Origin of the sequence: Lysobacter solisilvae (assembly GCF_016613535.2) — a bacterium.
Taxonomy (GTDB): Bacteria; Pseudomonadota; Gammaproteobacteria; order Xanthomonadales; family Xanthomonadaceae; genus Agrilutibacter; species Agrilutibacter solisilvae.
The window spans coordinates 313,854-337,329 of the sequence record NZ_CP071518.1 but is presented as its reverse complement, the minus strand read 5'-3'; the positions used below and the strand labels follow the sequence as shown (position 1 = coordinate 337,329).

Below are 23,476 nucleotides of genomic sequence, written 5' to 3'. Positions count from 1 at the left end.
GGCTGGACGGGAAAGCCGCCGGGCATCAGCTTGGCGGAGCTGTCCCCACGTAAGCTTCGATTTCCTCGTCGGCCAGCAACTGGCGCAGCTGTGGCAGCGAAGCGCGCTTCATCGGCTTCTCGTCGACGTTGGACAGCGGCGCCTGGCGCAACACGTCGTGCGGCAGGACGGTGAGGTCGAAGGACAGTTCCTCGGCCGCGAACACCCAGACGGGCACATCCTGGCTGCGCTCGCGGTCCAGCCGGACCCGGCGGTTGCGCGATTCGGCCGGAATGCCCTGCTGGTCCAGGAAACGGTGCGCGGCCTCGGGGTCGTCCGTGTGCAGGTGCAGGCTCACCGGCGTGCGTGAATCGGCGGTGCCTTCCAGCACCGGGCCGACCAGGCGCGGGTCGAATGGCGCGAAGAATTCCAGGGCGCGCAGCGCGGCCTCGCGGCGCTGGCGCAGCTCGCCAACGTTCTCGCGCTGGAACAGCCGCTGGTATTCGCGCAGGGCGTCCTCGATCTCGCGGTTCCGCGGCAACGATGCGTCGTCGAAGATGCCCAGCCGCTGGGCGGCCTTGAGCTTGGCCTGGTGGTAGTCGCGGACGCCACCCTCGGCCATCAGGCGCGCCGCTTCATGCGCCAGGCTGCGCCGGCGTTCGTTGGTGCGGGTCTGGGCGTGCAGGTGGGCGTGCTGTCGGGCGTGGCGCATGAACGTCCTCCGCGGCTGGCACGACGACGGCGAAGCACTCCGCCGCGGCCGGCGAGCGCCGGCAGGAACAGACGCTATCACGGGCGAAGTGAACCCGGCATCGCCGCCTCAGGGCCTTGCCGCGGCCGCGCCGGCGGCGCGGGGTTCCAGCGGCTCCGCCCCGGGGTCTGCGGCCGGAATCCTCGTGGATCCCGGCCGCTCCGGCATCAGAAGATGTCGAACGATTCCTCGGCCGGCGTCGACTCTTCCGGTCCGTAGTCGACCGACGTCTCCATGCGATCCAGGTCTTCGGCCTTGACCCATTCGACCACGCCGCCGCTGCCCTCGGGCAGCAGGCTGCCGTTGGCGCCTACCGACACCTTGACCATGCCATCGGGCGGCTCGTTGATCGCCAGCGGCTGGTCCTTGAGTGCCACGCGCATGTAGTCGATCCAGATCGGCAGCGCGGCCTTGCCGCCGTACTCGCGGTAGCCCAGCGACTTGAAGTCGTCGCGGCCGACCCAGACGGTGGTCACGTACGGCCCGCCGAAGCCCGAGAACCAGGCGTCGCGGTGGTCGTTCGTCGAGCCGGTCTTGCCGCCGACGTCCTCGCGGCCGAGCACCTTGGCCGCAGTGCCCGTGCCACGCTGGACGACGTCGCGCAGCATCGAAGTGATCTGGTAGGAAATGCGCCCGTCCATCGCCTTGGGCGCCACCACCATGTCCGCCGGTACGGCCTTGAGCGGCTTGGGCTTGGCGGCTTCGGCGGCCTTGTCCTTGCTGTCCTTGTTGTCCTTGCCGCCCTTGCCGGGCTTGGCTTGGCTGGCGGCGGCGTCGGCGCCAGGTCCGAGGTCGAAACCATCGACGACTGTCGAGGCCGTGGTCTGCACCGGCTGGCCGGCGGTGCCCGCCAGCGCGCAGCCCGGGCAGGCGGTAGGCGGCTTTTCCTTGAAGATCACCGCGCCGTCGCGATCGCGCACTTCGTCGATGAACCACGGCGTGATGCGGAAGCCGCCGTTGGCGAACGCCGCGAAGCCGCGCGCGACCGAGATCGGCGTGAGCGAAGCGGTGCCCAGCGACATCGACAGGTTCGGCGGAAGTTCTTTCTCCTCGAAGCCCAGGTGGCTGATGTACTTGCGGGCGAAGTCCACGCCGATCGCGTCGAGCAGGCGCACCGACACCAGGTTGCGCGACTGCACCATCGCCTCGCGCAGGCGCATCGGGCCGGCGAAGTTGCCCGAGTCGTTCTGCGGACGCCACATGTGCCCGCGGCGATCCTGGAAGACCACCGGTGCGTCGAGCACGATCGATGCCGGATTGAACCCGCGCTCGAACGAGGCCGCGTACAGGAAGGGCTTGAAGCTGGAGCCGGGCTGGCGACGGGCCTGGGTGGCGCGATTGAACTTGTTGCCAGCGAAGCTGAAACCACCCGACAGCGCACGCAGGGCGCCGGTGGATGCTTCCAGGGAGACCAGCGCCGACTGCGCCTGCGGCAGCTGGTCCAACTCGTACTGGGGTGCGGCGTCGGACGCGGCGGCGGCCGCGAGAGCGGCCTTGGCGTCCTTGGCGTCCTTGTCGGCCTTCTTCTCGACCAGGCGCACGCGGACCAGGTCGCCGCGCTTGACCAGGCTGCCCGGACTGCGGCCGCCCCAGCCCTGCGAGGCCGCGAAGTCGACCGTCGTGCCGTCGCGCAGCATCACCGAGGCCTTGCCGCCATCGGTGGCGAGCACCACCGCAGGCAGCAGGCCGGCCTGCGGCGGGATGTCGCGCATGCGGCCACGGGTGATGGCCGGATCCTCGCCCGTGGCCAGGTCGAAGTGTTCCTCGACGCCGTGCCAGCCGTGTCGCTTGTCGTAGACGCGCAGGCCGTCGCGCACCGCCGCATCCGCGGCGGTCTGCAGGACCGGGTCGATGGTGGTGATGACGTGGTAACCCTTGGTCAGCGCCTCGGCGCCATAGCGGGCCACCATCTCCTGGCGGACCATCTCGGCGACGTAGGGCGCGTAGACCTCGATCGGCCGCTCGTGCGGCGAGGCGTGCATGGGCGCGGCCTTGGCCGCGTCGGCCTCGGCGTGGGTGACGTACTTGAGCTGCGCCATCCGCTCCAGGATGTAGACGTCGCGGCGTTCCTTGGCGCGGACCGGGTTGCTGAGCGGGTTGGCGGTGGACGGGAATTTCGGGATCGCCGCCAGCGACGCCATCTCGTCCAGGGTCAGTTCGCCGAGCTTCTTGCCGTAGTAGAACTCCGCCGCGGCGGCCACGCCGTAGGAACGGTGGCCGAAGAAGCTCTTGTTCAGATACAGCTCGAAGATCTCGTCCTTGCTCAGCTCGCGCTCGATGCGCATTGCCAGCAGGATCTCGGCCAGCTTGCGCTTGTAGCTGTATTCCTGGCTGAGGAAGAACTGGCGTGCGACCTGCTGGGTGATGGTCGACCCGCCCGGCACGCGCTTGTCGCTGGTGGTGGCCAGCAGCCAGACGGCACGCGCGATGCCTTTGTAGTCGACGCCATGGTGCTGGTAGAACCGCGCGTCCTCGGCCGCAAGGAAGGCCTGCTTGAGCCGCAGCGGCACTTCCTTGATGTCGCTGGGATAGCGGCGGGTCTCGCCGAACAGGCCGATCAGGCTGCCTTCGCGCGCGTAGACGTACATCGGCTCCTGCAGTTCGACAGCACGCAGGGTCTCGACGTCCGGCAGTTTCGGCGCGATCAGGTAGTACAGAATGCCCAGCGCAATGGCGCCAAGCAGGGCCACACTGGCAACCGCAATAAGCGTCCAGCGCAGCAAGCGTCTCAAACGGGGCATCAAAGCAGGATTCCTGTGCAGCGAGGATTGCGGGTGTTGTGGGCGAGGAGTATAGAGGAGGCGAGTGAGCGCCCCGGTACGTATGGAACCCGCAGCGTCGATGCGGTTCCGCACCGGAGCCGCGTGCCGGGGGGGCGGACGGCGCGGTCTGCGCAGTCCGGGCCCCGGTCTCCCGTTCTGGTCCCGATCGTGTCCGTCGCATGTCTCAGACTGCTGCGGGGTCGGCCCCGGGCGGGACGGTGCAGGGGCCAGTCAAGGTGTTGGGGTGGTTGGGGTGGGGCGGGGGTCCGGGTGGGGTATGAGGCCGGCGGCCGCTCGACCCTGAGTTCCCCGTTGGGTGCTCAAAAGCGGTCTGGTTTGGCAATTCGTGTCACCGGGGTGTTGCCAGCCCGTTAAAAGTCCGATATTTAAGGCGGGGCCACACGAATTGCGCGTAAGCGCTTGTGGCATGGGGAGAAAAATCGTGGGGATAGTCACAAAAAGCCAGCCGGCCCTCGTCGGCGTGGACATCAGCTCGACGGCCGTCAAGCTGTTGCAGCTCTCCCGTGCGGGCGACCGCTACCGGGTGGAGCACTACGCGGTCGAGCCGCTGCCGCCCAATGCGGTGGTCGAAAAGAACATCGTCGAGGTCGAGGCGGTGGGCGAGGCCATCCGGCGCGCGGTCAACCGCTCGGGGACCAAGGTCAAGTTCGCCGCGGCAGCGGTCGCGGGGTCCTCGGTGATCACCAAAGTGATCCCGATGCCAGCCGATCTCGACGAGGACGACCTGGAATCCCAGGTTGAACTGGAAGCGGTCAACTACGTCCCGTACCCGATCGAGGAAGTGAACCTCGATTTCGAGGTGCTGGGTCCCATGCCGAACAATCCCGGCACGCTCCAGGTCCTGCTGGCCGCCTCGCGGTCGGAGAACGTGGAGCTGCGGTCCTCCGCGCTCGAGATCGGCGGGCTCACCCCGCGGGTCATGGACGTGGAGGCCTTCGCGATCGAGAACGCCTTCTCGCTGCTGGCCAACCAGCTCAGCGGGCCGCGCGACGGCCTGACCGCGCTGATCGACTCCGGCGCGACGATGACCACGCTCAATGTCCTGCGTACGGGCCGCAGCCTGTACAGCCGCGAACAGGTATTCGGCGGCAAGCAGCTGACCGACGAGGTCATGCGGCGCTACGGGCTCAGCTACGAGGAAGCCGGACTGGCCAAGCGCCAGGGCGGCCTGCCCGAGAGTTACGCCAACGAAGTGCTGGAGCCGTTCAAGGAAGCGATGGTCCAGCAGGTCAGCCGACTGTTGCAGTTCTTCTATGCCGGCAGTGAATTCAACCGGGTCGACCAGATCGTCCTGGCCGGCGGCAACGCGGCCATCCCGGGCATCGCGCAGATGGTCGAGGAGCAGCTGGGCGTGCCCACCCTGGTGGCCAACCCGCTGGCCCACATGACGCTCGGTCCGCGCGTGCAGGCGCACGCGCTGGCGCAGGACGCGCCCGCCCTGATGATTGCCTGCGGCCTGGCCCTGAGGAGCTTCGACTGATGGCACGGATCAACCTCCTCCCCTGGCGTGCCGAACGCCGCAAGCAGCGGCAGAAGGAGTTCGGCATCCTGCTCGGCCTTTCCGCGATGGGCGCCGTGCTGATTGCCGTCCTGATGGTCGGTTACTACAACAGCCAGATCAGCGGGCAGAAGGAACGCAACGCCTATCTGACCACGCAGATCGAGCAGGTCCAGCGGCAGATCGACGAGATCAAGCTGCTGGACGAGAAGAAGGCCAAGCTCCTCGCCCGCAAGGAAATCATCGAGAAGCTGCAGGCCAACCGCTCGCAGATGGTCCACCTGTTCGACTCGCTGGTCCGCACCATTCCCGACGGCGTGATCCTGACCTCCATCAAGCAGGACCAGGAAACGCTGACCCTGGAAGGCCGCGCGCAGTCCAACGCCCGCGTCAGTACCTACATGCGCAACCTCGAAAGCTCGGGCTGGATGACCAATCCGGACCTGTCGATCATCGAGGCCAAGGGTGAGGACCGGGCGCTGCCGAACGAGTTCAAGCTCTCGGTGAAGCTGGCCAACCCGAACGCGCCCAAGGACGAGGACGGCGACGGCGTGCCTGACGCACCGGCCGCGGCCCCGGCTGGCACGGCTCCGGCGGGTACCGCCCCGGCCGCGCCCGGCAGCCCGGCTCCGGCTCCCGCTCCGGCTCCGGCTCCGGCCAACACCACACCTCCCGCCCCATCCGCGGCTTCCGCGACTCAAGGAGCCTCGTCGTGAGCAAGAAAATCTCGCTGCGGGACCTCGACATCAACAACATCGGCGCGTGGCCGCAGCAGGCGAAGATCGGCCTGTGCGTCATCATCGCGCTGCTGATCATCGGCCTGAGCTGGTTCTTCTTCGTGCGCGACAAGCTGCGCGAGCTGCAGACCCTGGAAAAGACGGAATCCGAGCTTCGCGAGGAGTTTGAAACCAAGCAGGGCCGGGCCTCCAACCTGGAGCCGCTCAAGCAGCAGCTGGCGCAGATGGAAGAGCAGCTCAAGCAGATGCTCCGCCAGCTGCCCAGCAAGACCGAAATGCCCGACCTGATCGTGGACATCTCGCAGACCGCACTGGCCACCGGCATCACCAACGAGCTCTTCCAGCCTGGTCCGGAAGTGCCCAAGGAGTTCTACGCCGAGAAGCCGATCGCGCTGCGCATGGTGGGGACCTACCACCAGTTCGGCGGTTTCGTCAGCGGCGTGGCCACGCTGCCGCGCGTGGTCATCATGACCATGCACGACATCCAGCTGCAGCCACGCAACAAGGACCGGAACAACAAGGCCATTCCGATCACGCCCAACAGCCCGCTCGAACTGGCCGGTACGGTGAAAACCTACCGTTACCTGGACGAAGAGGAAGTGGCGGCTCAGGAAGCAGCGGCCGCAGAAGCTGCGGGCAAGGGTGGCACCGCCACGCCGCCCGCTCCGAAGCAGGGGGGAACCTGAGATGCGTGGACGTAATCACGGAATCCTCCCGTCGGCGCGCCTGGCGCTGGGCCTGGCCCTCGCGCTGGCGTTGACCGGTTGCGCGCGGGGCATCACCAGCCAGCCTGGGGACGCCCCCAACCTGGAAAGCTTCGTCGCCGAAGTGAAGGCCAAGCCGGCCCCGCCGCTCGAACCACTGCCGGTGATGCAGCAGTTCGAGACATTCGAATACACCGCGCACACGCTGCGCGACCCCTTCAGCAACGCGTTCACCGACGACGGTTCGGGCGGCGGTCCGCGTCCTGACCGCCAGCGCCGCAAGCAGACGCTCGAGCAGTTCCCGCTCGACAGCCTGGACATGGTCGGCACGCTGGGCAGTGGGGGTGGAGTCATCGGCCTGGTGCTGGCGCCCGACAAGGTGACCTACCGGGTGCGCGCAGGCAATTACATGGGCCAGAGCGACGGTCGCGTCACGGGTGTGTTCGAAGACCGTATCGAACTGGTGGAACTGGTGCCGGATGGCGCGGGTGGCTGGCTGGAACGTCCAGCGTCGGTCGCATTAGAAGATAATTGATTGGGGGATACACGATGACCGTTTTCAACGCCACACGCTCCAAGCGCGCCGGCATCGGCCTCGCAATCGGCCTGCTCGCCGGGTACAGCGCGGTTCACGCCGCGCCCCCGTCCGAGGGAGGCAGTTTCACGCCGACCTTCATCGCGCAAGTGGCTCCTGCCGCCGCGCCGATGCCGAGTAACGACCCGGCCAAGCAGCTGCCAGGCACGATCTCGGTGGCCAACATCGACTTCAAGCGCGGCGAAGCCGGCGCCGGCAAGCTGATCCTTCGGTTCAGCGGCGACGGTGCGGTTCCGGACCTGCGCAGCACCGGTTCGACGGTCACGATCAACGTGGCCAACGCCCAGCTTCCCGCACACCTGCAGAAGCCGCTCAACGTCACCGACTTCGCCACCCCGGTGCAGCGCATCGAGGCCCGCTCGGCCGGCACCGGCACCCAGCTGGTGCTGAACACCGCGGGCGGCTACGAGTCCATGGCGTACCAGAGCGGCCGCGACTACATCGTCGAGATCCTGCCGCGGGCCAACGCGACCGGCGCCACCAGCAGCAACCGCGCCGTCGGCGCCACGACCTCCACGGCCGCCGCTGCGCGCCCGTACACCGGTCGTCCGGTCACGTTCAACTTCGAGGACGTTCCGGTTCGCACCGTCCTGCAGCTGATCGCCGAGGAGTCCGGCCTGAACATCGTGGCCGCGGACACCGTGCAGGGCAACGTGACCCTCCGGCTGGTCAACGTGCCGTGGGACCAGGCGCTGGACATCGTCATGCAGGCCAAGGGCCTGGACAAGCGTCGCAGCGGCAACGTCGTCTGGGTCGCACCGCAGTCTGAAATCGCCAAGTTCGAACAGGACAAGGAAGACGCGCGCATCGCGCTCGACAACCGCGTCGACCTGGTGACCGAATACATCCAGATCAACTATCACAACGCCGACGCCATCTTCAAAGCGCTGACCGAGGCCAAGGGCATCGGCGGCAACCAGGGTGGCGAGGGCGGCGGCGCCGGCAACGACAGCAACCGCGAGAACGGCTTTCTCTCGCCGCGCGGCCGGCTCGTGGCGGACGCTCGCACCAACACGCTGATGATCAGCGACATCCCGAAGAAGGTCGCCCAACTGCGCGAACTGGTTCGCGTGATCGACCGTCCGGTCGACCAGGTGATCATCGAGGCCCGCATCGTCATCGCCACCGACACGTTCGCCCGTGAAGTCGGTGCCCGCTTCGGCATCGCCGGCACCAAGGACGGCAAGTACTACTTCAACGACACGATCGAGAACAACGACGCCACCCGCGACAGCGTCGTGACCAACGCGATCGAAGGCACCCCGGGCTTCGAGCTGTTCAAGGGTGCGATGAGCAACCTCGCCGTCGCCAATCCGGCCGGTTCGGTGGCCCTGCAGATCCTCAACGCCGGTTACGCGCTCGATATCGAGCTGTCGGCGATGCAGGAAGAAGGCCGCGGCGAAGTGATTTCCAACCCGCGAGTGGTCACCAGCAACCAGCGCGAAGCGGTCATCCGCCAGGGCCAGGAAGTCGGCTACGTGACGACGACCGGCAACTCGACCGCCGGCGGCCTGCTGCAGCAGACGGTGCAGTTCAAGGACGTGCTGCTCGAGATGAAGGTCACGCCGACCATCACCAACGACGGCCGTGTGTTCCTGAACATGAACGTCAAGAAGGACGAGATCGAAGGCTTCGTCGACGCGTCGATCGGCAGCGTGCCGCTGATCAACAAGCGCGAAGTGAACACGGCGGTGCTGATCGAGGACGGCCAGACCGTCGTGATCGGCGGCGTGTATGAGTTCCGCGATCGCAACGACATCGCGAAGGTTCCTTTCCTCGGCGACATCCCCTTCCTGGGCAACCTGTTCAAGAAGAAGGGCAAGAACCGCGAGAAGGCCGAACTGCTCATCTTCGTGACGCCCAAGGTCCTGCAGGTCGCGCAGCGCTGATCGCCGCGCACATGCAGTGACGGACGGGGGCCTTCGGGCCCCCGTTTGCATTTGTGGGGATGTGTCGCCGGCGTGATGCCGCGGGGCGTGCCGGAGGCCGGCGTCCACGTGGAGCTCGCGATCGGGCATGGGCGCCTGTCACGCGGCTGAAGCCTCCACGCGGCGTCGTGAACCCGGCCGCTATTCTTGGGTCAGAATCCCATGAAGGGCCGCCCTGCACGGCCACGAGATCGCGATGGACGCCATCCCCGTCAATCCACCCCCCTTGCCCGCGGGCGCGGGTACGCTGCATGAGGCCTTCGCGCAGCTGCGCGTCGCGCTGTCGGAGCAGATCGTCGGTCAGGCCGCCCTCATCGAGCGCCTGCTGATCGCGTTGCTCGCCGATGGCCACCTGCTGGTGGAGGGCGCGCCCGGCCTGGCCAAGACCAGCGCGATCCGCGCGCTGGCCGAGCGCCTGGAAGCGGACTTCGCGCGCGTCCAGTTCACGCCCGACCTGCTGCCGGCGGACCTCACCGGCACCGAGGTGTGGCGGCCGCAGGATGGCCGCTTCGAGTTCCAGCCCGGCCCGATCTTCCATCCACTGCTGCTGGCCGACGAGATCAATCGCGCCCCGGCGAAGGTCCAGTCGGCCCTGCTGGAGGCCATGGGTGAGCGCCAGGTCACCGTCGGCCGGCACACCTATCCGCTGCCTGCGCTGTTCCTGGTGATGGCAACGCAGAACCCGATCGAGCAGGAGGGCACGTTTCCGCTGCCCGAAGCCCAGCTCGACCGCTTCCTGATGCACGTGCGCATCGGCTATCCCGAAGCCGCGGCCGAAGCGCAGATCCTGCGCCTGGCGCGCGAGCGGGCCCGGCAGACCCTGCACGCGCCCGTGGCGCAGCCAACGCGCATCCGCCTGGACCAGGTGTTCGCCGCGCGCGAGGCGGTGCTTCAACTGCATGTCGCGCCCGCGGTGGAGCGCTACCTGATCGAACTCGTACTCGCCTCGCGCGACGCCGCGCCCTACGACGGAGCGCTGGCACGCCGCATCGCGTGGGGCGCGAGCCCGCGCGGCTCGATTGCGCTGGAGCGCTGCGCCCGCGCGCACGCGTGGCTGGCCGGCCGCGACTTCGTCACGCCCGACGACGTGCGCGCGATCGCCCCGGACGTGCTGCGCCACCGCATCCTGCCCAGTTACGAGGCCACCGCCGAAGGCTGGGACGGCGATCGCCTGGTCGCCGAACTGCTGCGGCGCGTGCCGCTGCCCTGAGCATGGCTGCAACGGAGCCAGGCGATCGCAGTGCAGCGGCCGGTCCGGCGACCGACGGCGTCACGCCCTCCCTGCGCGAACTGGTGGGCCTGCGCGCCGTGGTGACCGGCCGGCATGCGGCCCGCCACGGCCGCCACGGCGTGGCGGGGCACGCACTGTCACCCCTGCGCGGCCGCGGCATGGAGTACGCCGAATCGCGCGAGTACACCCACAGCGACGACGCGCGCCATATCGACTGGCGGCTCACCGCGCGCACCGGGCGGGCCCACACCAAACTCTTCCAGGCCGAGCGGGAACGGCTGACCCTGATCGTCGCCGACACCGCGCCCGCGCTGTACTTCGGTACGCGCGTGCGCTTCAAGTCCGTGCAGGCCGCCCGCGCCGGCGCCATCGCGGCATGGTCCGCCATCCGCGACGGTGATCGCGTCGCGACCTTGCGCGGCACCACGCGCGAGGCACCGATCACGCCCGCGGCCGGCGCCCGCGGCGCCTTGCGAGTGCTCGACGCGCTGGTGCGCTGGTATGCCGCCGCGCCTGCGGATGACCTGGGCCTGGCGGTTGCGCTCGACCACGCGCAGCGCCTGCTGCGTCCCGGTTCGCGGCTGGTGGTGCTGGCTGACCCGCAGAGCATCGCGTCGATCCCGGACCGCCGCTGGCCCGCGCTCGCGCAGCACCATGAAGTCATCGTGCTGTTGATGACCGATCCACTGGAAGTCTCGCCACCCGCTGCCGCGCTGCCGTTCCTCAGTGGCGGACGGCGCGTCGAGCTCGATCTGGCCAGCGCCGCGCAGCACCAACGCTGGCAGCGGGAGTTCGTACAACCGGTGCAGGCCGCCATCGACATGCTTCCCTCCCGGGGCGTCCGCATCCAGGCGCTGGCGAGCGACGCGCCGAGCGAGTCCTGGCTGTCACTGCTCGGTCGATCGCGACCGCTGGTGGCCTGATGGCCGATCCCACGCTCGTGCTGCGCGACATCCACCAGCCGCCGGCGCCGCCGTTGTGGCCGCCGGCACCGGGCTGGTGGCTGTTGCTGGCCGTCCTCGCGCTGGCGGCGCTGGCGCTGGCATGGTGGCGACGCCGACGCCGCCGGCGCGAACGCATGATCCAGGCCCTGTTCGATGACGCGGTTGCCGCCGCGGACACGCTGCCGGCGCAGGTGGCGGCGATGTCGGAACTGCTGCGCCGTGCGGCCCGTCGCCGCGACAGTGGCGCGGACCTCCTGGAAGGCGAGGCCTGGCTGGCGTTCCTGGATGGGAGCGATGACAGGCGCCGCTCCAATCAAAGCCGTGCTGATCATGTCCGTCCTGAGCATGGTCGCTTCAGTCGGGGCCCGGGCCGCCTGCTGCTGGAAGGCGGGTATCGCCGCGAACTGCCAGCCGACGAGGTCGCCGCGCTGCGCACGCTCGCGCGCGAGCGCTTCCTCACCTGGATGCGCCGCGCATGAACGCGTGGTTGGCCCAGTGGCAGGCCGCGATGGAAATGCTCGCCTGGCCGATTGCACTGCTCGCGTTGCCACTGCCGCTGCTGCTGCGCTGGGCGCTGCCGCCTGCGCGCCAGTCCTCGCCCGCGCTGCGCGTGCCGTACGGCCATCGCCTGGACCCGGTCGCGCAAGGCGCCTCCCGCGGTGTCCGCGGCGCAGGCCCGGGATGGCTCGCCTGGCTGGCGTGGGCGGCGCTGTGCCTGGCGGCTGCGCGTCCGCAGGTGCTGGGTGACCCGGTGCAGCCCCCGCGCGTGGGGCGCGACCTGATGCTGGCGCTGGATCTGTCGGGCAGCATGAGCGAGATCGACATGGAGCTGGGTTCCCGCGCCGTCGACCGCCTCACCGCCGCCAAGGCGGTGATCGCCGATTTCCTCTCCCGTCGCGACGGCGACCGCGTGGCGCTGCTCGTGTTCGGCCGCCGCGCCTACGCGCTGACGCCGCTCACGCTGGATCGCGAATCGGTGCGCGAGCAGCTCGACGACAGCGTGGTCGGCCTGGCCGGGCAGGAGACCGCCATCGGCGATGCCATCGCATTGGCGGTCAAGCGCCTGCGCTCGCAGCCGGCCGAGCAGCGCGTGCTGATCCTGCTCACCGACGGCGTCAACACCGCCGGCATCCTCGACCCGCTGAAAGCCGCCGAGCTGGCGCGCAGCGAAGGTGTGCGCGTGCACACGATCGCGTTCGGCGGCGAAGGCTCGCTGTCGCTGTTCGGCTTCCGGCTGCCGATGCCGGGCGCGGGGGACGAGATCGACGAAGCCACCCTCCAGCGCGTGGCCGAACTCACCGGCGGCAAGAGCTTCCGTGCGCGCGATACCAACGAACTGGCAGGCATCTACGCCCAGATCGACCGCATGGAACCGATCAGACGCCCGGGCAAGGCGTTGCGGCCGCGCCTGGAACGCTATCCCTGGCCGCTGGGTGCGGCCTTCGTGCTCGCGCTGCTGGCCTTTGCATGGCGGGGGCGGCGCGCATGAACGACCTGGCCGCACTGCGTGATTCCGTGCAATGGCTGCACCTGCTGCGGCCCCAATGGCTGTGGGCACTGCTGGCGTTGCCTGTGCTGGTGTTGTGGTGGCGCCGCCGCTGGCAATCGCGCAGCGCATGGCGCCAGCTGGTCGACCCGCATCTGCTCGCGCATCTGATCGAACCCGGCGCCAACCGCCGCAGCCGAGCCGGCCTGGTGCTGGCCGTGTTCGCGTACGTGCTGGCGGTGCTTGCGCTGGCCGGACCCAGCTGGCGGCAGTCCGCGCAACCGCTGTGGGAAAGCCGGCGGCCACTGGTGGTCGCACTCGATCTGTCGGGCACGATGCGCGCCGGCGACCTGCCGCCATCGCGACTGGCGCAGGCCCGCGCGAAACTGGCCACCCTGCTGCAGGCACGCAACGGCGGCCCTGTCGCGCTGGTCGTCTATGCCGGTGACGCTTTCACCGTCGCGCCGCTGACCGACGACGCGGCCAACGTCGCGCTGTTCCTGGATGCACTGGATCCCGAAATCATGCCCGTGGACGGGATGCGCGGCGATCGCGCCATCGAGCATGCCGTCGCGCTGCTCGAACGCGCCGGGGCCAGCAGCGGCGACATCGTGCTCATGACCGGGCAGGTGGAGCCCGCCGCGATCGATGCCGCGCGCAAGGCGGCGGGTGCCGGTTTCCGCGTAGGCGCGCTGGGGCTGGGTACCGCGGAAGGCGCGCCGTTTCCCACGGCGGAAGGTGCGCTGGGGCATGCACGGCTGGAGGCCGACGTCCTGCAGCGCCTGGCCAGCGCCGGCGGTGGCGCTTACGCGACGTTGACCGCGGATGTCGCCGACCTGGAAACGCTGGGCGTGCTGCAGGCGACCACGCAGTTCGACGGACGCGGAAAAGACGGACGCAATGGAATGGCCTGGCAGGACGAAGGCTACTGGCTGTTGCCGCCGCTGATGCTGCTGGCGCTGTTCGCGTTCCGCCGCCGCAGCGGGGTCGCGCTGGTGCTGCTGGCCGGCCTCTGCCTGCCGTGGATGCCCGCGCACGCGCAGGGCTTGTGGCGGCGCGCCGACCAGGCCGCGCATGCGCAGCTCGAGAAAGGCAACCAGGCCTACCGGCGCGGGGACTACGACGAAGCGGAGCAGCGCTACGCTTCGCTCAAGGATGCGACCGCGCAATACAACCGCGGCAATGCGCTGGCCAAGGCCGGCGCGTATCCGGAGGCCATCGCCGCCTACGACCAGGCCCTGGCCCGCCAGCCGGGCATGCCCGACGCGCTGGCCAACAAGGGCGCAGTGATGGCGTTGATGAAGCGCAAATCGGAGGGAGAGGGCAGCGGCGCCGGGCAGCAGGGGCAAGGCCAGCGCGGCCAGCAACCCGGGCAACCCGGTCAAAAAGACGCGCGCACATCGGCAGGCAAGGGCGAGGGCGAGCCGGACGAACGCAGGCAATCCCCGCCCGACGCCCGGCAGCCCGCGAAGTCCCCACCCGCGTCCCCGCCGGCGAACGCGGACGACACCGCCCAGCGCGCCGCCGATCGCGCGCAGCGCGAGCGCATGCAGCGCGCGCTGCAGCAGGGCAAGGGGAAGGGTGCCGACGCGAAGGACCCCGCGCGCACCGAAACCGCGCAGGACCGCGAACGCCGGCTGGCCAACGAGGCGTGGTTGCGCCGCGTGCCGGATGATCCGGGCGGCCTGCTGCGCACCAAGTTCCGGCTGGAATACGAACGCCGACAGGCACAGGGCAGGGCTCCATGACGACCGCATCCATGCCTTCATTCCGCGCGCGTCCCGTCGTCGCCGCACTGCTCGCGCTGCTGGTGATGGCGCTGCTGCCGGTTTCCGCGCAGGCCCAGCGCGCATGGCTGGATCGCGACCAGATACGGCTCGGCGAGACAGTCACGCTCAACATCCAGTCCGACGATGGCGGCGCGCCCGACTACGCACCGTTGGCGCGCGATTTCGACCTCAGCGGGTACAGCAGCCGGGCCCGCCTGGAATCGGTCAACGGGCGCATGCGCCAGCAGACGCTGTTTGCCGTCGCGCTGCGGCCGCGCCGCGCCGGCAATGTGGTGGTGCCCGCGCTGCGCGTGGGCGGCAGCGGCCGCACGTCCGAACTGGCCCTGTCGGTGCAGTCCGCGTCCGCCGGCATGGCGGGCACGATCACCGACACGATCGTCGACACGATCGCCCAGGCCACCGGCGACGACGATGTCTTCATTCGTGGCGAACCCGACGACCGCGATCCGTACGTGCAGCAGGCCGTCGGCTGGGTGGTCCGGCTGTACTCGGCCGCCCCGCTGATTTCCGGCCAGCTCACCCAGGCCTCGCCCGATGGTGCGTCGCTGCAGCAGGTGGGCGAGGACGCGCGCTATTCGCGCGTCATCAACGGTCGCCGCTACGAGGTCGTCGAGCGCCGCTACCAGCTGATTCCGGAACGCAGCGGCGAGATCGTCATCCCGGGCGCGACGTTCGAAGGTCGCGGGACAGGCGGCCTGTTCGACGACCTGTTCGGCGGGCGTGGCGCATCGCTGAGCGCGCAGGCGCCCGCCACCCGGTTGCGCGTGCTGCCGGCGCCGGCCAACGCGCCCCAGCCCTGGCTGCCCCTGCGCAACCTGCGCCTGCGCTACGCGGGCACGCCGCAGGACCTGCGCGTGGGCAGCGCAGGCGCACTGACCATCGAAGTGGTGGCCGACGGCGCCAGCGCCGCGCAGATGCCCGAACTCCAGTTGCCGCCGATCGAGGGCGTCCAGGTCTTCGCCGAGCCGGTGCAGGCCGACGAGACCTTCCGCGACGGGCGGCCGCAGGTGAAGCTGCTGCGGCGCTTCTCGCTGGTGCCTTCGCGCAGCGGTTCGATCACCTTGTCGGGCCTGACGATGCCCTGGTGGGACGTCGTCGCCGGCGCGCGCCGCCAGGCCACGTTGCCGCCGATGAGCTGGCAGGTGGCTGCGTCCGCGGGCGCACCCGCCGCCGCCACGCCCGCGCCGGGTCGGGCGGCGCGCGCGCTCGACTCATTGCGCGGGGAGGGCGCGTCGCCTGGCGCGGCCGATTCCATCGGCGGCAATCGCGGCTGGATCCTGGCGACACTGCTGTTCGCGGCCCTGTGGTTGTTCACGCTGGTGTGGGGGCTGCACCGTCGCGCCGCCGCCCACGCCCCGGCGGCTGCGCGCACGGACCGCGCGCCGCTGCCCGCCGCGTCCGGGACCGCCACGGCGGACCTGCGGCAGGCGCTGGACACCGGTGACCTGGGCGACGTCGCCCAGGCCCTGTGCGCGATGGCCAGTCCCCCGGCCCGCGATGTCGACGACGTGCGCGCGCGCCTGGCCGACGCGTCCCAGCGCGATGCGGTGGACGCCCTGCAGCGCGCACGCTGGGGCGATGGCGACGGAGTGGGCGCACGCCGCCTGCTCCGCGAGGCCTTCGCACGCGGTCCGCGCTGGCATGCGCCGGTCGTCAATGCGCCCTCGCTCCTGCCGCCGCTCTATCCCACCGGCTGAAGTTTCCGCCGACGCGCCACCGGGCGTCGGCAAGCACCTGTCCGCGCCAGCGCTGCCGCACATGCGCGTGCACGGCGACCGCCCGCACGCGACCGCGATCGAAAGCGCCGGCACCGATCGCCAGCAACGCGCCGCCGCCGAACCCGATCCACGGCGGCTTTGTTAAGCTCCCTCGACCTGCACGAGCCCAGACCAATGACCCCATCCGGCACCGCGACGCCCGCCCGCAGGAAGCTTCCACTGCACTGGAAGATGCTGATCGGGTTCCCTGGTCGGCCTGCTGGCCGGCATGCTCGCCCACTACACGGTGGGCCCGGACGCGTCGTGGGTGAAGGCGGTGATGACCTACATCACCCTGCCGGCCAAGACGATCTTCCTCAACCTGATCTTCATGCTGGTGATCCCGCTGCTGTTCTCGGCGCTGGTGATCGGCGTGTCGGAAATGGGCGACATCCGCTCGTTCGGCCGCGTCGGCTGGCGGACCTTGTTCTACACCGTGCTGATGTCGGCGCTCGCCGTGGTCCTGGGCCTGGTCCTGGTGAACCTGTTCCAGCCGGGCGCCGGGGTGGAGGAATCACTGGCGCTGAGGCTGCTGAGCGAGAACGCGGAGAGCGCGCGCGGGGTCGTCAGCGCCGCCAAGGAACAGCCCAGGGCATCGACATGCTGCTGGGGATCATCCCCAACAACATCGTGAAGGCCGCGGGCAGCAACGACACCATCCTGTCGGTGATGTTCTTCGCCCTCATGCTGGGCATCGGGCTGGTCACGACCCGCAACGAAGCCACCGACACGCTGACGCGCGGCATCCAGGGCCTGTTCGATGCGTCGATGACGCTGATCGGATTCGTCATCCGCCTGGCGCCGTATGCGGTGGCCTGCCTGATGTTCAACATGGCCGTCGTATTCGGCGTCGAACTGCTGATCCAGCTGGGCGCCTACGTCGGCGTCGTCGTGCTCGCCCTGGCGCTGCACCTGTTCGTGAGCTACTCGATCGCGCTCAAGCTCAGCGGCTGGTCGCCCCTGGCCTTCTTCCGTGGCGTGCAGGAGGCCATGCTGCTGGCGTTCTCCACCGCTTCGAGCAACGCCACGCTGCCGACCTCGCTGCGCGTGGCCGAAGAGAAGCTGCACCTGCCGCGGCGCATCTCGCGCTTCGTGCTGACCGTGGGTGCCACCGCCAACCAGAACGGCACGGCGCTGTTCGAGGGCGTGACGGTGATCTTCCTGGCCCAGTTCTTCGGCGTCGACCTCACCCTGGCGCAGCAGGTGATGGTGATGTTCGTCTGCATCCTGGGCGGCATCGGCACGGCCGGCGTGCCCTCGGGTTCGCTCCCGGTGGTGGCCCTGATCTGCGCGATGGTCAACGTCCCGGCCGAAGGCATCGGCCTGATCCTGGGCGTGAACCACTTCCTGGATATGTGCCGGACCACGCTCAACGTCACCGGCGACCTGGCGATCGCGGCCATGGTGTCCAGGGGCGAGCCCGCGGACCTGCCGGTCGGGGCACCCGCGCAGGCGTAAGGCGGCCCGGACGCCGTCGTTGGCCCCGGTGGCGCCCATGCGCGCGCCAGGCGGTCGGGGGCCGACCGTGGGATCCTCCGGCGGCGGGTCGAGCCCCGCCCTTTGGAGGGCGCCCCGGCCCCGCCTTCGTGGGACAATGCCCGCCTTGCGTCGGCCCGACAGGGGTTCCCTGTCTTGGACAAGTCCGGGCCCGCCCCTTCTCCCCGCCTGAGTCCCCAGCCGCCTGCCATGCCGACGCCCGCCGATAAGCCCGCTCGCCGCGATCTCGCCAACGCGATCCGTTTCCTCGCCATCGACGCGGTCCAGGCCGCCAATTCCGGCCATCCCGGCATGCCCATGGGCATGGCCGACATCGCCGAAGTGCTGTGGAACGACTACCTGCGCCACAGCCCGGACAACCCGGGCTGGTTCAACCGCGACCGTTTCATCCTCTCCAACGGCCACGGATCGATGCTGCAGTACGCCCTGCTGCACCTGGCCGGTTACGACATCAGCACCGACGACCTGCGCAACTTCCGCCAGCTCGAGTCCAAGACCCCCGGCCATCCCGAGAACTTCATGACCCCGGGCGTGGAGACCACGACCGGTCCGCTCGGCCAGGGCTTCGCCAATGCCGTGGGCATGGCGCTCGCCGAAAAGCTGCTCGCCCAGCGCTTCAACCGCGATGGCCTGGAGATCGTCGACCACCACACCTACGTGTTCATGGGCGACGGCTGCCTGATGGAAGGCATCTCGCATGAGGCCGCTTCGCTGGCTGGCACCTGGGGCCTGAACAAGCTGGTCGCGTTCTGGGATGACAACCACATCTCCATCGACGGCAACACCGATGGCTGGTTCACCGACGACACACCGGCGCGCTTCGAGGCCTATGGCTGGAACGTCGTGCGCGCCGTCGATGGCCACGACGCGCACGAGATCCGCACCGCGATCGACACCGCGCTGCGCTCGACCGACAAGCCCACGCTGGTGTGCTGCCGCACGACCATCGGCTTCGGTTCCCCCGCCAAGGCGGGCAAGGAATCCAGCCACGGCGCGCCGCTGGGCAAGGACGAAGTCCTCGCCACGCGCGAGGCGCTGAACTGGCCGCACGCGCCGTTCGAACTGCCGCAGTCCATCGCCGAGGCCTGGCGCGCCAACGAGCGCGGCGCGCAGCGCGAGGCGCAGTGGAACGAGCTGTTCGACCGTTACGCCCAGGCGCATCCGGACCTGGCCGGCGAGCTGACCCGCCGCTCGCGCAACGAGCTGCCGGCCGGCTTCATCGAAGCCGCCGATGCGTACATCGCCAGGCTGCAGGCCGAGGGCCCGGTGGTCGCCTCGCGCAAGGCCTCGCAGATGGCGATCGAAGCCTTCGCGCCGCTGCTGCCCGAGCTCATCGGCGGCTCCGCCGACCTGGCGCACTCCAATCTGACGCTGTGGAAGGGCAGCAAGTCGGTCGCCACCGACGATCCGAACGCCAACTACATCTACTTCGGCGTGCGCGAGTTCGCGATGACGGCGATCAGCAACGGCCTGGGGCTGCACGAGTGCTTCATCCCGTACGACGCCACCTTCCTGGTCTTCAGCGACTACGCGCGCAACGCCGTGCGCATGAGCGCGCTGATGGGCGCGCATGCGATCCACGTGTACACGCATGACTCCATCGGCCTGGGCGAGGACGGTCCGACCCACCAGCCGATCGAGCACCTCGCCTCGCTGCGCTACATCCCCGGCAACGACGTCTGGCGCCCGTGCGACGCGGTGGAATCGGCGGTGTGCTGGAAGAAGGCGATCGAGCGCTACAACGGCCCGAGCTGCCTGATCTTCTCGCGCCAGAACCTGCCCCACCAGGCGCGCGACGCGCAGCAGGTGGCCGACATCGAGCGCGGCGGCTACGTGCTGAAGGACGCGGTCGGCGCGCCGGAAGTGATCCTGATCGCGACCGGTTCGGAAGTGGGCCTGGCCATGCAGGCCGCCGAGCAGCTGGGTGAAAAGGTCCGCGTCGTGTCGATGCCGTCCACCGACGTGTTCGACCGCCAGGACGCGGACTACCGCGAGTCCGTGCTGCCGCGCGGCGTGCGCCGGCGCGTGGCGATCGAAGCCGGCGTCACCGGCTTCTGGCACAAGTACGTCGGCCTGGACGGCGCGGTGATCGGCATCGACAGCTACGGCGCCAGCGCCCCGGCCGAGAAGCTGTTCCCGCACTTCGGCTTCACCGTCGAGAAGGTCGTGGAGGCTGCGCGCGGCTTGGCCTGACCGGCGCGCCGGAACGCGTGACCCTGGAAACGGCGCCTGCGGGCGCCGTTTCTGTTTGGCGTTGCTGCTGTGGCGGCCGGACATCCCGCGGTTCCGAGGCCACCGTTGTCTGCCCATCCCGGACCGCTTGACATCGTCGATTACAGGCGTAATCTGAAGAAAAGATTACGGATGTAAACGATGCAGATCAGCGAAGCCGAATCCGCCGTGATGGAAGTCCTGTGGCGCGAGCATCCGCTCGGCGCCGAGGACGTCGTCGCCGCGCTCGCCCAGAGCCGGCAATGGCAGGAAGCGACCATCAAGACCCTGCTGAACCGCCTGCTCAACAAGGGCGCGGTGGCGGCGGAAAAGGAAGGGCGACGCTACCTGTACTCGCCCCTGCTCAAGCGCGAGGACTGGATGCTGGAAGAAAGCCAGGGGCTGCTCGAGCGCATGTTCGGTGGCCGCGTCGCGCCGCTGGTGGCGCATTTCAGCCAGCACCGCAAGCTCAGCCGCAAGGACATCGCCGAGCTGCGCCGCCTGCTGGAGGAGCTCGACGATGAGCGCCGCTGAATTCCTGCGCGCGCTGCTGGAAGCCACGGTGGCGGTGAGCGCCGCCACGTTGCTGGCACTGGCCCTGCGCGCGCCCCTGCGCCGGCTCGGCGGCGCCGGCATCGCCTACGCCGCGTGGTGGATCGTCCCGGTGGCGTTGCTGGCCGGCCTGCTGCCGGCCGCGGAGCGCGCGCCGGTGCCCGCGCCGGTGCGCGCCTTCGTCGTCGACGTGACGCCGCGCGTGCTGGTCGACGCCGGCCGCACGGCGACCGACTGGCCGTTCCTGGTGCTGCTCGCATGGGGCCTGGGCCTGGCCGCCACCGTGGTCGCCTTCGCCCGCCAGCAGCGCGCGTTCCGGCGCGGCCTGGGGGAGTTGCGGCTGCGCGAGGACGGCATGCACCAGGCGCGTTCGATGGAGGGGCTGCCGGCGGCCGTCGGGCTGTGGGCGCCGCGGATCGTCGTGCCCGCCGATTTCGACGGCCGCTACGACGCCCACGAGCGCGCGCTGCTGCAGTCGCACGAACGCTCGCACATCGCCCATGGCGACCTGGCCATCAACGCCGTGGTCGCGCTGCTGCGCTGCGCGTTCTGGTTCAACCCGCTGCTGCACTGGGCCGCGCGCAGGTTCCGGCAGGACCAGGAACTGGCCTGCGACCAGCGCGTCATCGCCCGCCATCCGCAGGCCCGCCGCCGCTATGGCGAGGCCATGCTCAAGACCCAGCTGGCCAGCCAACCGCTGCCGCTGGGATGTCACTGGGGTTTCAGCCATCCGCTCAAGGAGAGAATCGCCATGCTCAACCGACCCATGCCATCCACCCGTCGCCTGCTCGCCGGCGCGACCTGCGTGGTCGCCCTCGCGCTGGCCTGCGGCTACGCCGCCTGGGCGGCGCAACCGGCCGACGCCGCGCGACCGGTGCCCGCGGGCCAGCTGCGCGTGGAGACCTCACTGCGCATCGACGACGCGGACGCGGTCACCGCCACCAAGGTCGCCGCGCCCAACACGCCCTTCGTGCTGCGCCAAGCGGTGAACGGCCACAAGTGGCTGGTGACCGCGCAGGTCGCGCCCACCCAGGACGGCCTGCACATGTTCGAAGCCGTGATCACCCGCGATGGCCAGCAGATGTCCGCGCCCAAGATCGCGATGAAGCCCGGCGTGCCGGGCCGCATCCAGATCGGCGAGGACGCCACCGCGGTCGGCGGTTCCTTCAAGGGCATCGAGCTCGACGTGACGGTGTGGGGCGACGCGACGCCGGCCATGGGCGTGCTCGACGAGAAGCACGGCACCCAGGTGGCGCCGGTGCGCAGTGCGGCGAAGTCCGAAAGCGTCGAGAACCTGCCGGCCCCGAGCTATCCGCGCGAGGCGCTGGCGCAGAAGATCGACGGCACCGTGGTCCTCGAGGTCGCGCTGGATGCGACCGGCAAGGTCACCGCCGTATCGGTGGCCAGTTCCGAGCCCGCCGGCGTGTTCGACGATGCGGCGACGCAAGCGGCGTGGAAGTGGCGCTTCAATCCGTTGATCGAGGACGGCAAGCCGGTCGCCGGCCGCGTGCAGGTGCCGGTGCGCTTCGAACACCGCAATCCCAATGGCGGCAGCGGCAAGGGACAGGCCTGACGCTGCGGCGACGGTCCGCGCCGCGTTCCATGCGCGGCCGCACCGTGCCAAATACCGACACGGCGCCCGCGAGGCGCCGTGTCCGTTCGTGGCGGCACCCCGGTAGTCGGAAGCGCCGGCGGCGGACAAGGCCAACCAGCATGCACTCCCGCGTGCACGCTGCCTTCCCCCTGATCGGGTCAGCGCCACGCTGACCGGGCGCGCGCCTCGCAAGGCGTTGTCCCGGATGCGGCATCGTCGAATGCCGTGCCGCCGGAACAGACCGCGCGGCCCTCGGGTCATGCGGAGACTTCCCATGAAAAGTGCATGTGCATGGTGTGCGGCCCTGCTGCTGGCAGGCGTTTCGATCGTCCACGCGCAGGAGCGTCCCTACAAGGACGGGCCGGTGGTGGAAGTCACCTCGGTGAAGCTGGAGGACGGCCAGTTCGAGAACTACATGGCATTCCTCAACACGACCTGGCGGAAGGTCGAGGAGGAAGCCAAGACCGCAGGCCTGGTGCTGGACTACCACGTCCTGGCCGCGCGCCCGCACGACGCCGACGACGCGGACCTGTATCTGGTCGTCATGTATCCCAACATGGCCGCGCTCGACGATTCGGAGGCCAAGTTCGATCCGATCACCGCCAAGGTGACCAAGATGAACTACAAGGAGCAGGACGAAGCCTCCGGCAAGCGCAAATCGATGCGCACGATCATGGGTTCGGAGCTGCTGCGCGAGCTGATGTTCAAGTAGGGCGCGCCGGGCAGGGCACGACGACCGGCCGCGCTGACCCGGCCCCCCGGGACAGGGGGCCGCCTGTCGCGGCCGCGGGCTCTGGCACAATCGTGCCGCGCCCACTGCGCGACACACCCGTGCGAACGGCCCCGGCTGGACCGGGCCATGGATCGCATACGACAACCGACTTCACGAGGACCGCCATGGACAAGGCACCCGACTCCCTGCGCATCACCGCCGCCGAACTGGCCGCGATCGACACCGCCCTGGAAGCGCTGGAAACCAACCTCTTCATGCTCATCTCCCTGGACCCGCGCGAGCGCGAGGGCATGAACGAGATGGGCGAGGACACGGAGAAGTTCTGCCGGCAGACGCTGATGCGGCTGCTGCTCAATCCGCACCTGGGACAGGGGAGTCGCGTCCGACCTCGCGCAGGCGAACGAGGACATGCGCACGCTCGACATCCTGCGCCCCCGCCTGCAGCGTCTGCACCGGCTGGGCGAGCGGGCGCAGGACACGCGGCTGATGCTCGGCAACTACGTGATCATGGCCTCGCTGGTCGGCTACAGCGTGCTCGAAGGGGCCGGCAAGCAGGACGGACTGGAGGAGCTGCGTGACAGCATCGGCTACCGCCGCCGCAGCCGGCGCAGGCGCGACGATGCCGCCCGCGGAGCGTCCTGAAGCGGCCAGTTCCGGCAAGGCTGCAGCGGCACGGAGCTCCGCCGGTCCCGATGCACATTCGCGG

At 69.6% G+C, this 23,476-nt stretch carries 18 protein-coding genes and 1 pseudogene; 17 read left to right on the top strand and 2 right to left on the bottom strand.

All coding sequences use genetic code 11. From position 1 onward, the window contains the following. Positions 1-25: 25 nt before the first annotated feature. A complete protein-coding gene (locus tag I8J32_RS01500) occupies positions 26-691 on the bottom strand; it encodes a hypothetical protein (protein ID WP_200614352.1) in 666 nt (221 codons plus the stop codon). 206 nt (positions 692-897) lie between these two features. Continuing rightward, the gene (locus I8J32_RS01495; protein WP_200614351.1) at positions 898-3,471 is read right to left on the bottom strand and encodes a penicillin-binding protein 1A; all 2,574 of its coding nucleotides are present in this window, start codon (positions 3,469-3,471) and stop codon (positions 898-900) included. A gap of 463 nt (positions 3,472-3,934) precedes the next feature. Here I8J32_RS01495 and I8J32_RS01490 point away from each other — a divergent pair, with 463 nt between their 5' ends. The 17 genes and pseudogenes from I8J32_RS01490 (at position 3,935) to I8J32_RS01410 (ending at position 23,412) form a co-directional block, all read left to right on the top strand. Then, the gene (locus I8J32_RS01490; protein WP_343225245.1) at positions 3,935-4,993 is read left to right on the top strand and encodes a pilus assembly protein PilM; all 1,059 of its coding nucleotides are present in this window, start codon (positions 3,935-3,937) and stop codon (positions 4,991-4,993) included. Next, on the top strand, positions 4,993-5,727 hold the full coding sequence (locus I8J32_RS01485; protein WP_200614348.1) for a PilN domain-containing protein: 735 nt from the start codon (positions 4,993-4,995) through the stop codon (positions 5,725-5,727). Before I8J32_RS01490 ends, I8J32_RS01485 begins: the two co-directional genes overlap by 1 nt. Continuing rightward, entirely contained in the window at positions 5,724-6,434 is a 711-nt protein-coding gene (locus I8J32_RS01480) for a type IV pilus inner membrane component PilO (RefSeq protein WP_200614346.1), read from the top strand. The genes I8J32_RS01485 and I8J32_RS01480 overlap by 4 nt, the downstream gene beginning before the upstream one ends. 1 nt (position 6,435) lies before the next feature. Next, positions 6,436-6,987: a pilus assembly protein PilP gene (locus tag I8J32_RS01475; protein WP_200614345.1), complete on the top strand. Its 552-nt coding sequence runs from the start codon at positions 6,436-6,438 to the stop codon at positions 6,985-6,987. A 170-nt stretch (positions 6,988-7,157) separates the two neighbouring features. Further along, positions 7,158-8,936, top strand: coding sequence for a type IV pilus secretin PilQ (locus I8J32_RS01470; RefSeq protein ID WP_245156466.1), 1,779 nt, complete (start codon positions 7,158-7,160; stop codon positions 8,934-8,936). A 235-nt stretch (positions 8,937-9,171) separates the two neighbouring features. Beyond that, complete coding sequence (locus tag I8J32_RS01465) at positions 9,172-10,185, top strand: AAA family ATPase (RefSeq protein ID WP_200614342.1); 1,014 nt, start codon at positions 9,172-9,174, stop codon at positions 10,183-10,185. A 2-nt stretch (positions 10,186-10,187) separates the two neighbouring features. Further along, positions 10,188-11,129: a DUF58 domain-containing protein gene (locus I8J32_RS01460; protein WP_200614341.1), complete on the top strand. Its 942-nt coding sequence runs from the start codon at positions 10,188-10,190 to the stop codon at positions 11,127-11,129. Continuing rightward, positions 11,129-11,629 carry a DUF4381 family protein gene (locus tag I8J32_RS01455; protein WP_200614340.1) on the top strand — a complete coding sequence of 167 codons (501 nt, stop codon included), beginning with the start codon at positions 11,129-11,131 and terminating at the stop codon, positions 11,627-11,629. Before I8J32_RS01460 ends, I8J32_RS01455 begins: the two co-directional genes overlap by 1 nt. Next, positions 11,626-12,639, top strand: coding sequence for a vWA domain-containing protein (locus I8J32_RS01450; protein WP_200614339.1), 1,014 nt, complete (start codon positions 11,626-11,628; stop codon positions 12,637-12,639). The genes I8J32_RS01455 and I8J32_RS01450 overlap by 4 nt, the downstream gene beginning before the upstream one ends. Next, positions 12,636-14,384 carry a VWA domain-containing protein gene (locus tag I8J32_RS01445; protein ID WP_200614338.1) on the top strand — a complete coding sequence of 583 codons (1,749 nt, stop codon included), beginning with the start codon at positions 12,636-12,638 and terminating at the stop codon, positions 14,382-14,384. Before I8J32_RS01450 ends, I8J32_RS01445 begins: the two co-directional genes overlap by 4 nt. 11 nt (positions 14,385-14,395) lie before the next feature. Next, entirely contained in the window at positions 14,396-16,123 is a 1,728-nt protein-coding gene (locus tag I8J32_RS01440) for a BatD family protein (protein ID WP_200614337.1), read from the top strand. A 195-nt stretch (positions 16,124-16,318) separates the two neighbouring features. Further along, a pseudogene (locus I8J32_RS01435) lies at positions 16,319-17,641 on the top strand (dicarboxylate/amino acid:cation symporter). Between the two features lie 228 nt (positions 17,642-17,869). After that, a complete protein-coding gene (gene tkt, locus I8J32_RS01430) occupies positions 17,870-19,873 on the top strand; it encodes a transketolase (RefSeq protein WP_200614335.1) in 2,004 nt (667 codons plus the stop codon). Between the two features lie 180 nt (positions 19,874-20,053). Next, positions 20,054-20,425: a BlaI/MecI/CopY family transcriptional regulator gene (locus tag I8J32_RS01425; RefSeq protein WP_200614334.1), complete on the top strand. Its 372-nt coding sequence runs from the start codon at positions 20,054-20,056 to the stop codon at positions 20,423-20,425. Further along, complete coding sequence (locus I8J32_RS01420) at positions 20,412-22,016, top strand: TonB family protein (RefSeq protein WP_207526720.1); 1,605 nt, start codon at positions 20,412-20,414, stop codon at positions 22,014-22,016. Before I8J32_RS01425 ends, I8J32_RS01420 begins: the two co-directional genes overlap by 14 nt. Positions 22,017-22,311: 295 nt before the next feature. Beyond that, positions 22,312-22,749, top strand: coding sequence for a hypothetical protein (locus I8J32_RS01415; protein WP_207526719.1), 438 nt, complete (start codon positions 22,312-22,314; stop codon positions 22,747-22,749). 429 nt (positions 22,750-23,178) lie between these two features. After that, positions 23,179-23,412: a hypothetical protein gene (locus I8J32_RS01410; protein WP_207526718.1), complete on the top strand. Its 234-nt coding sequence runs from the start codon at positions 23,179-23,181 to the stop codon at positions 23,410-23,412. Positions 23,413-23,476: the final 64 nt, after the last annotated feature.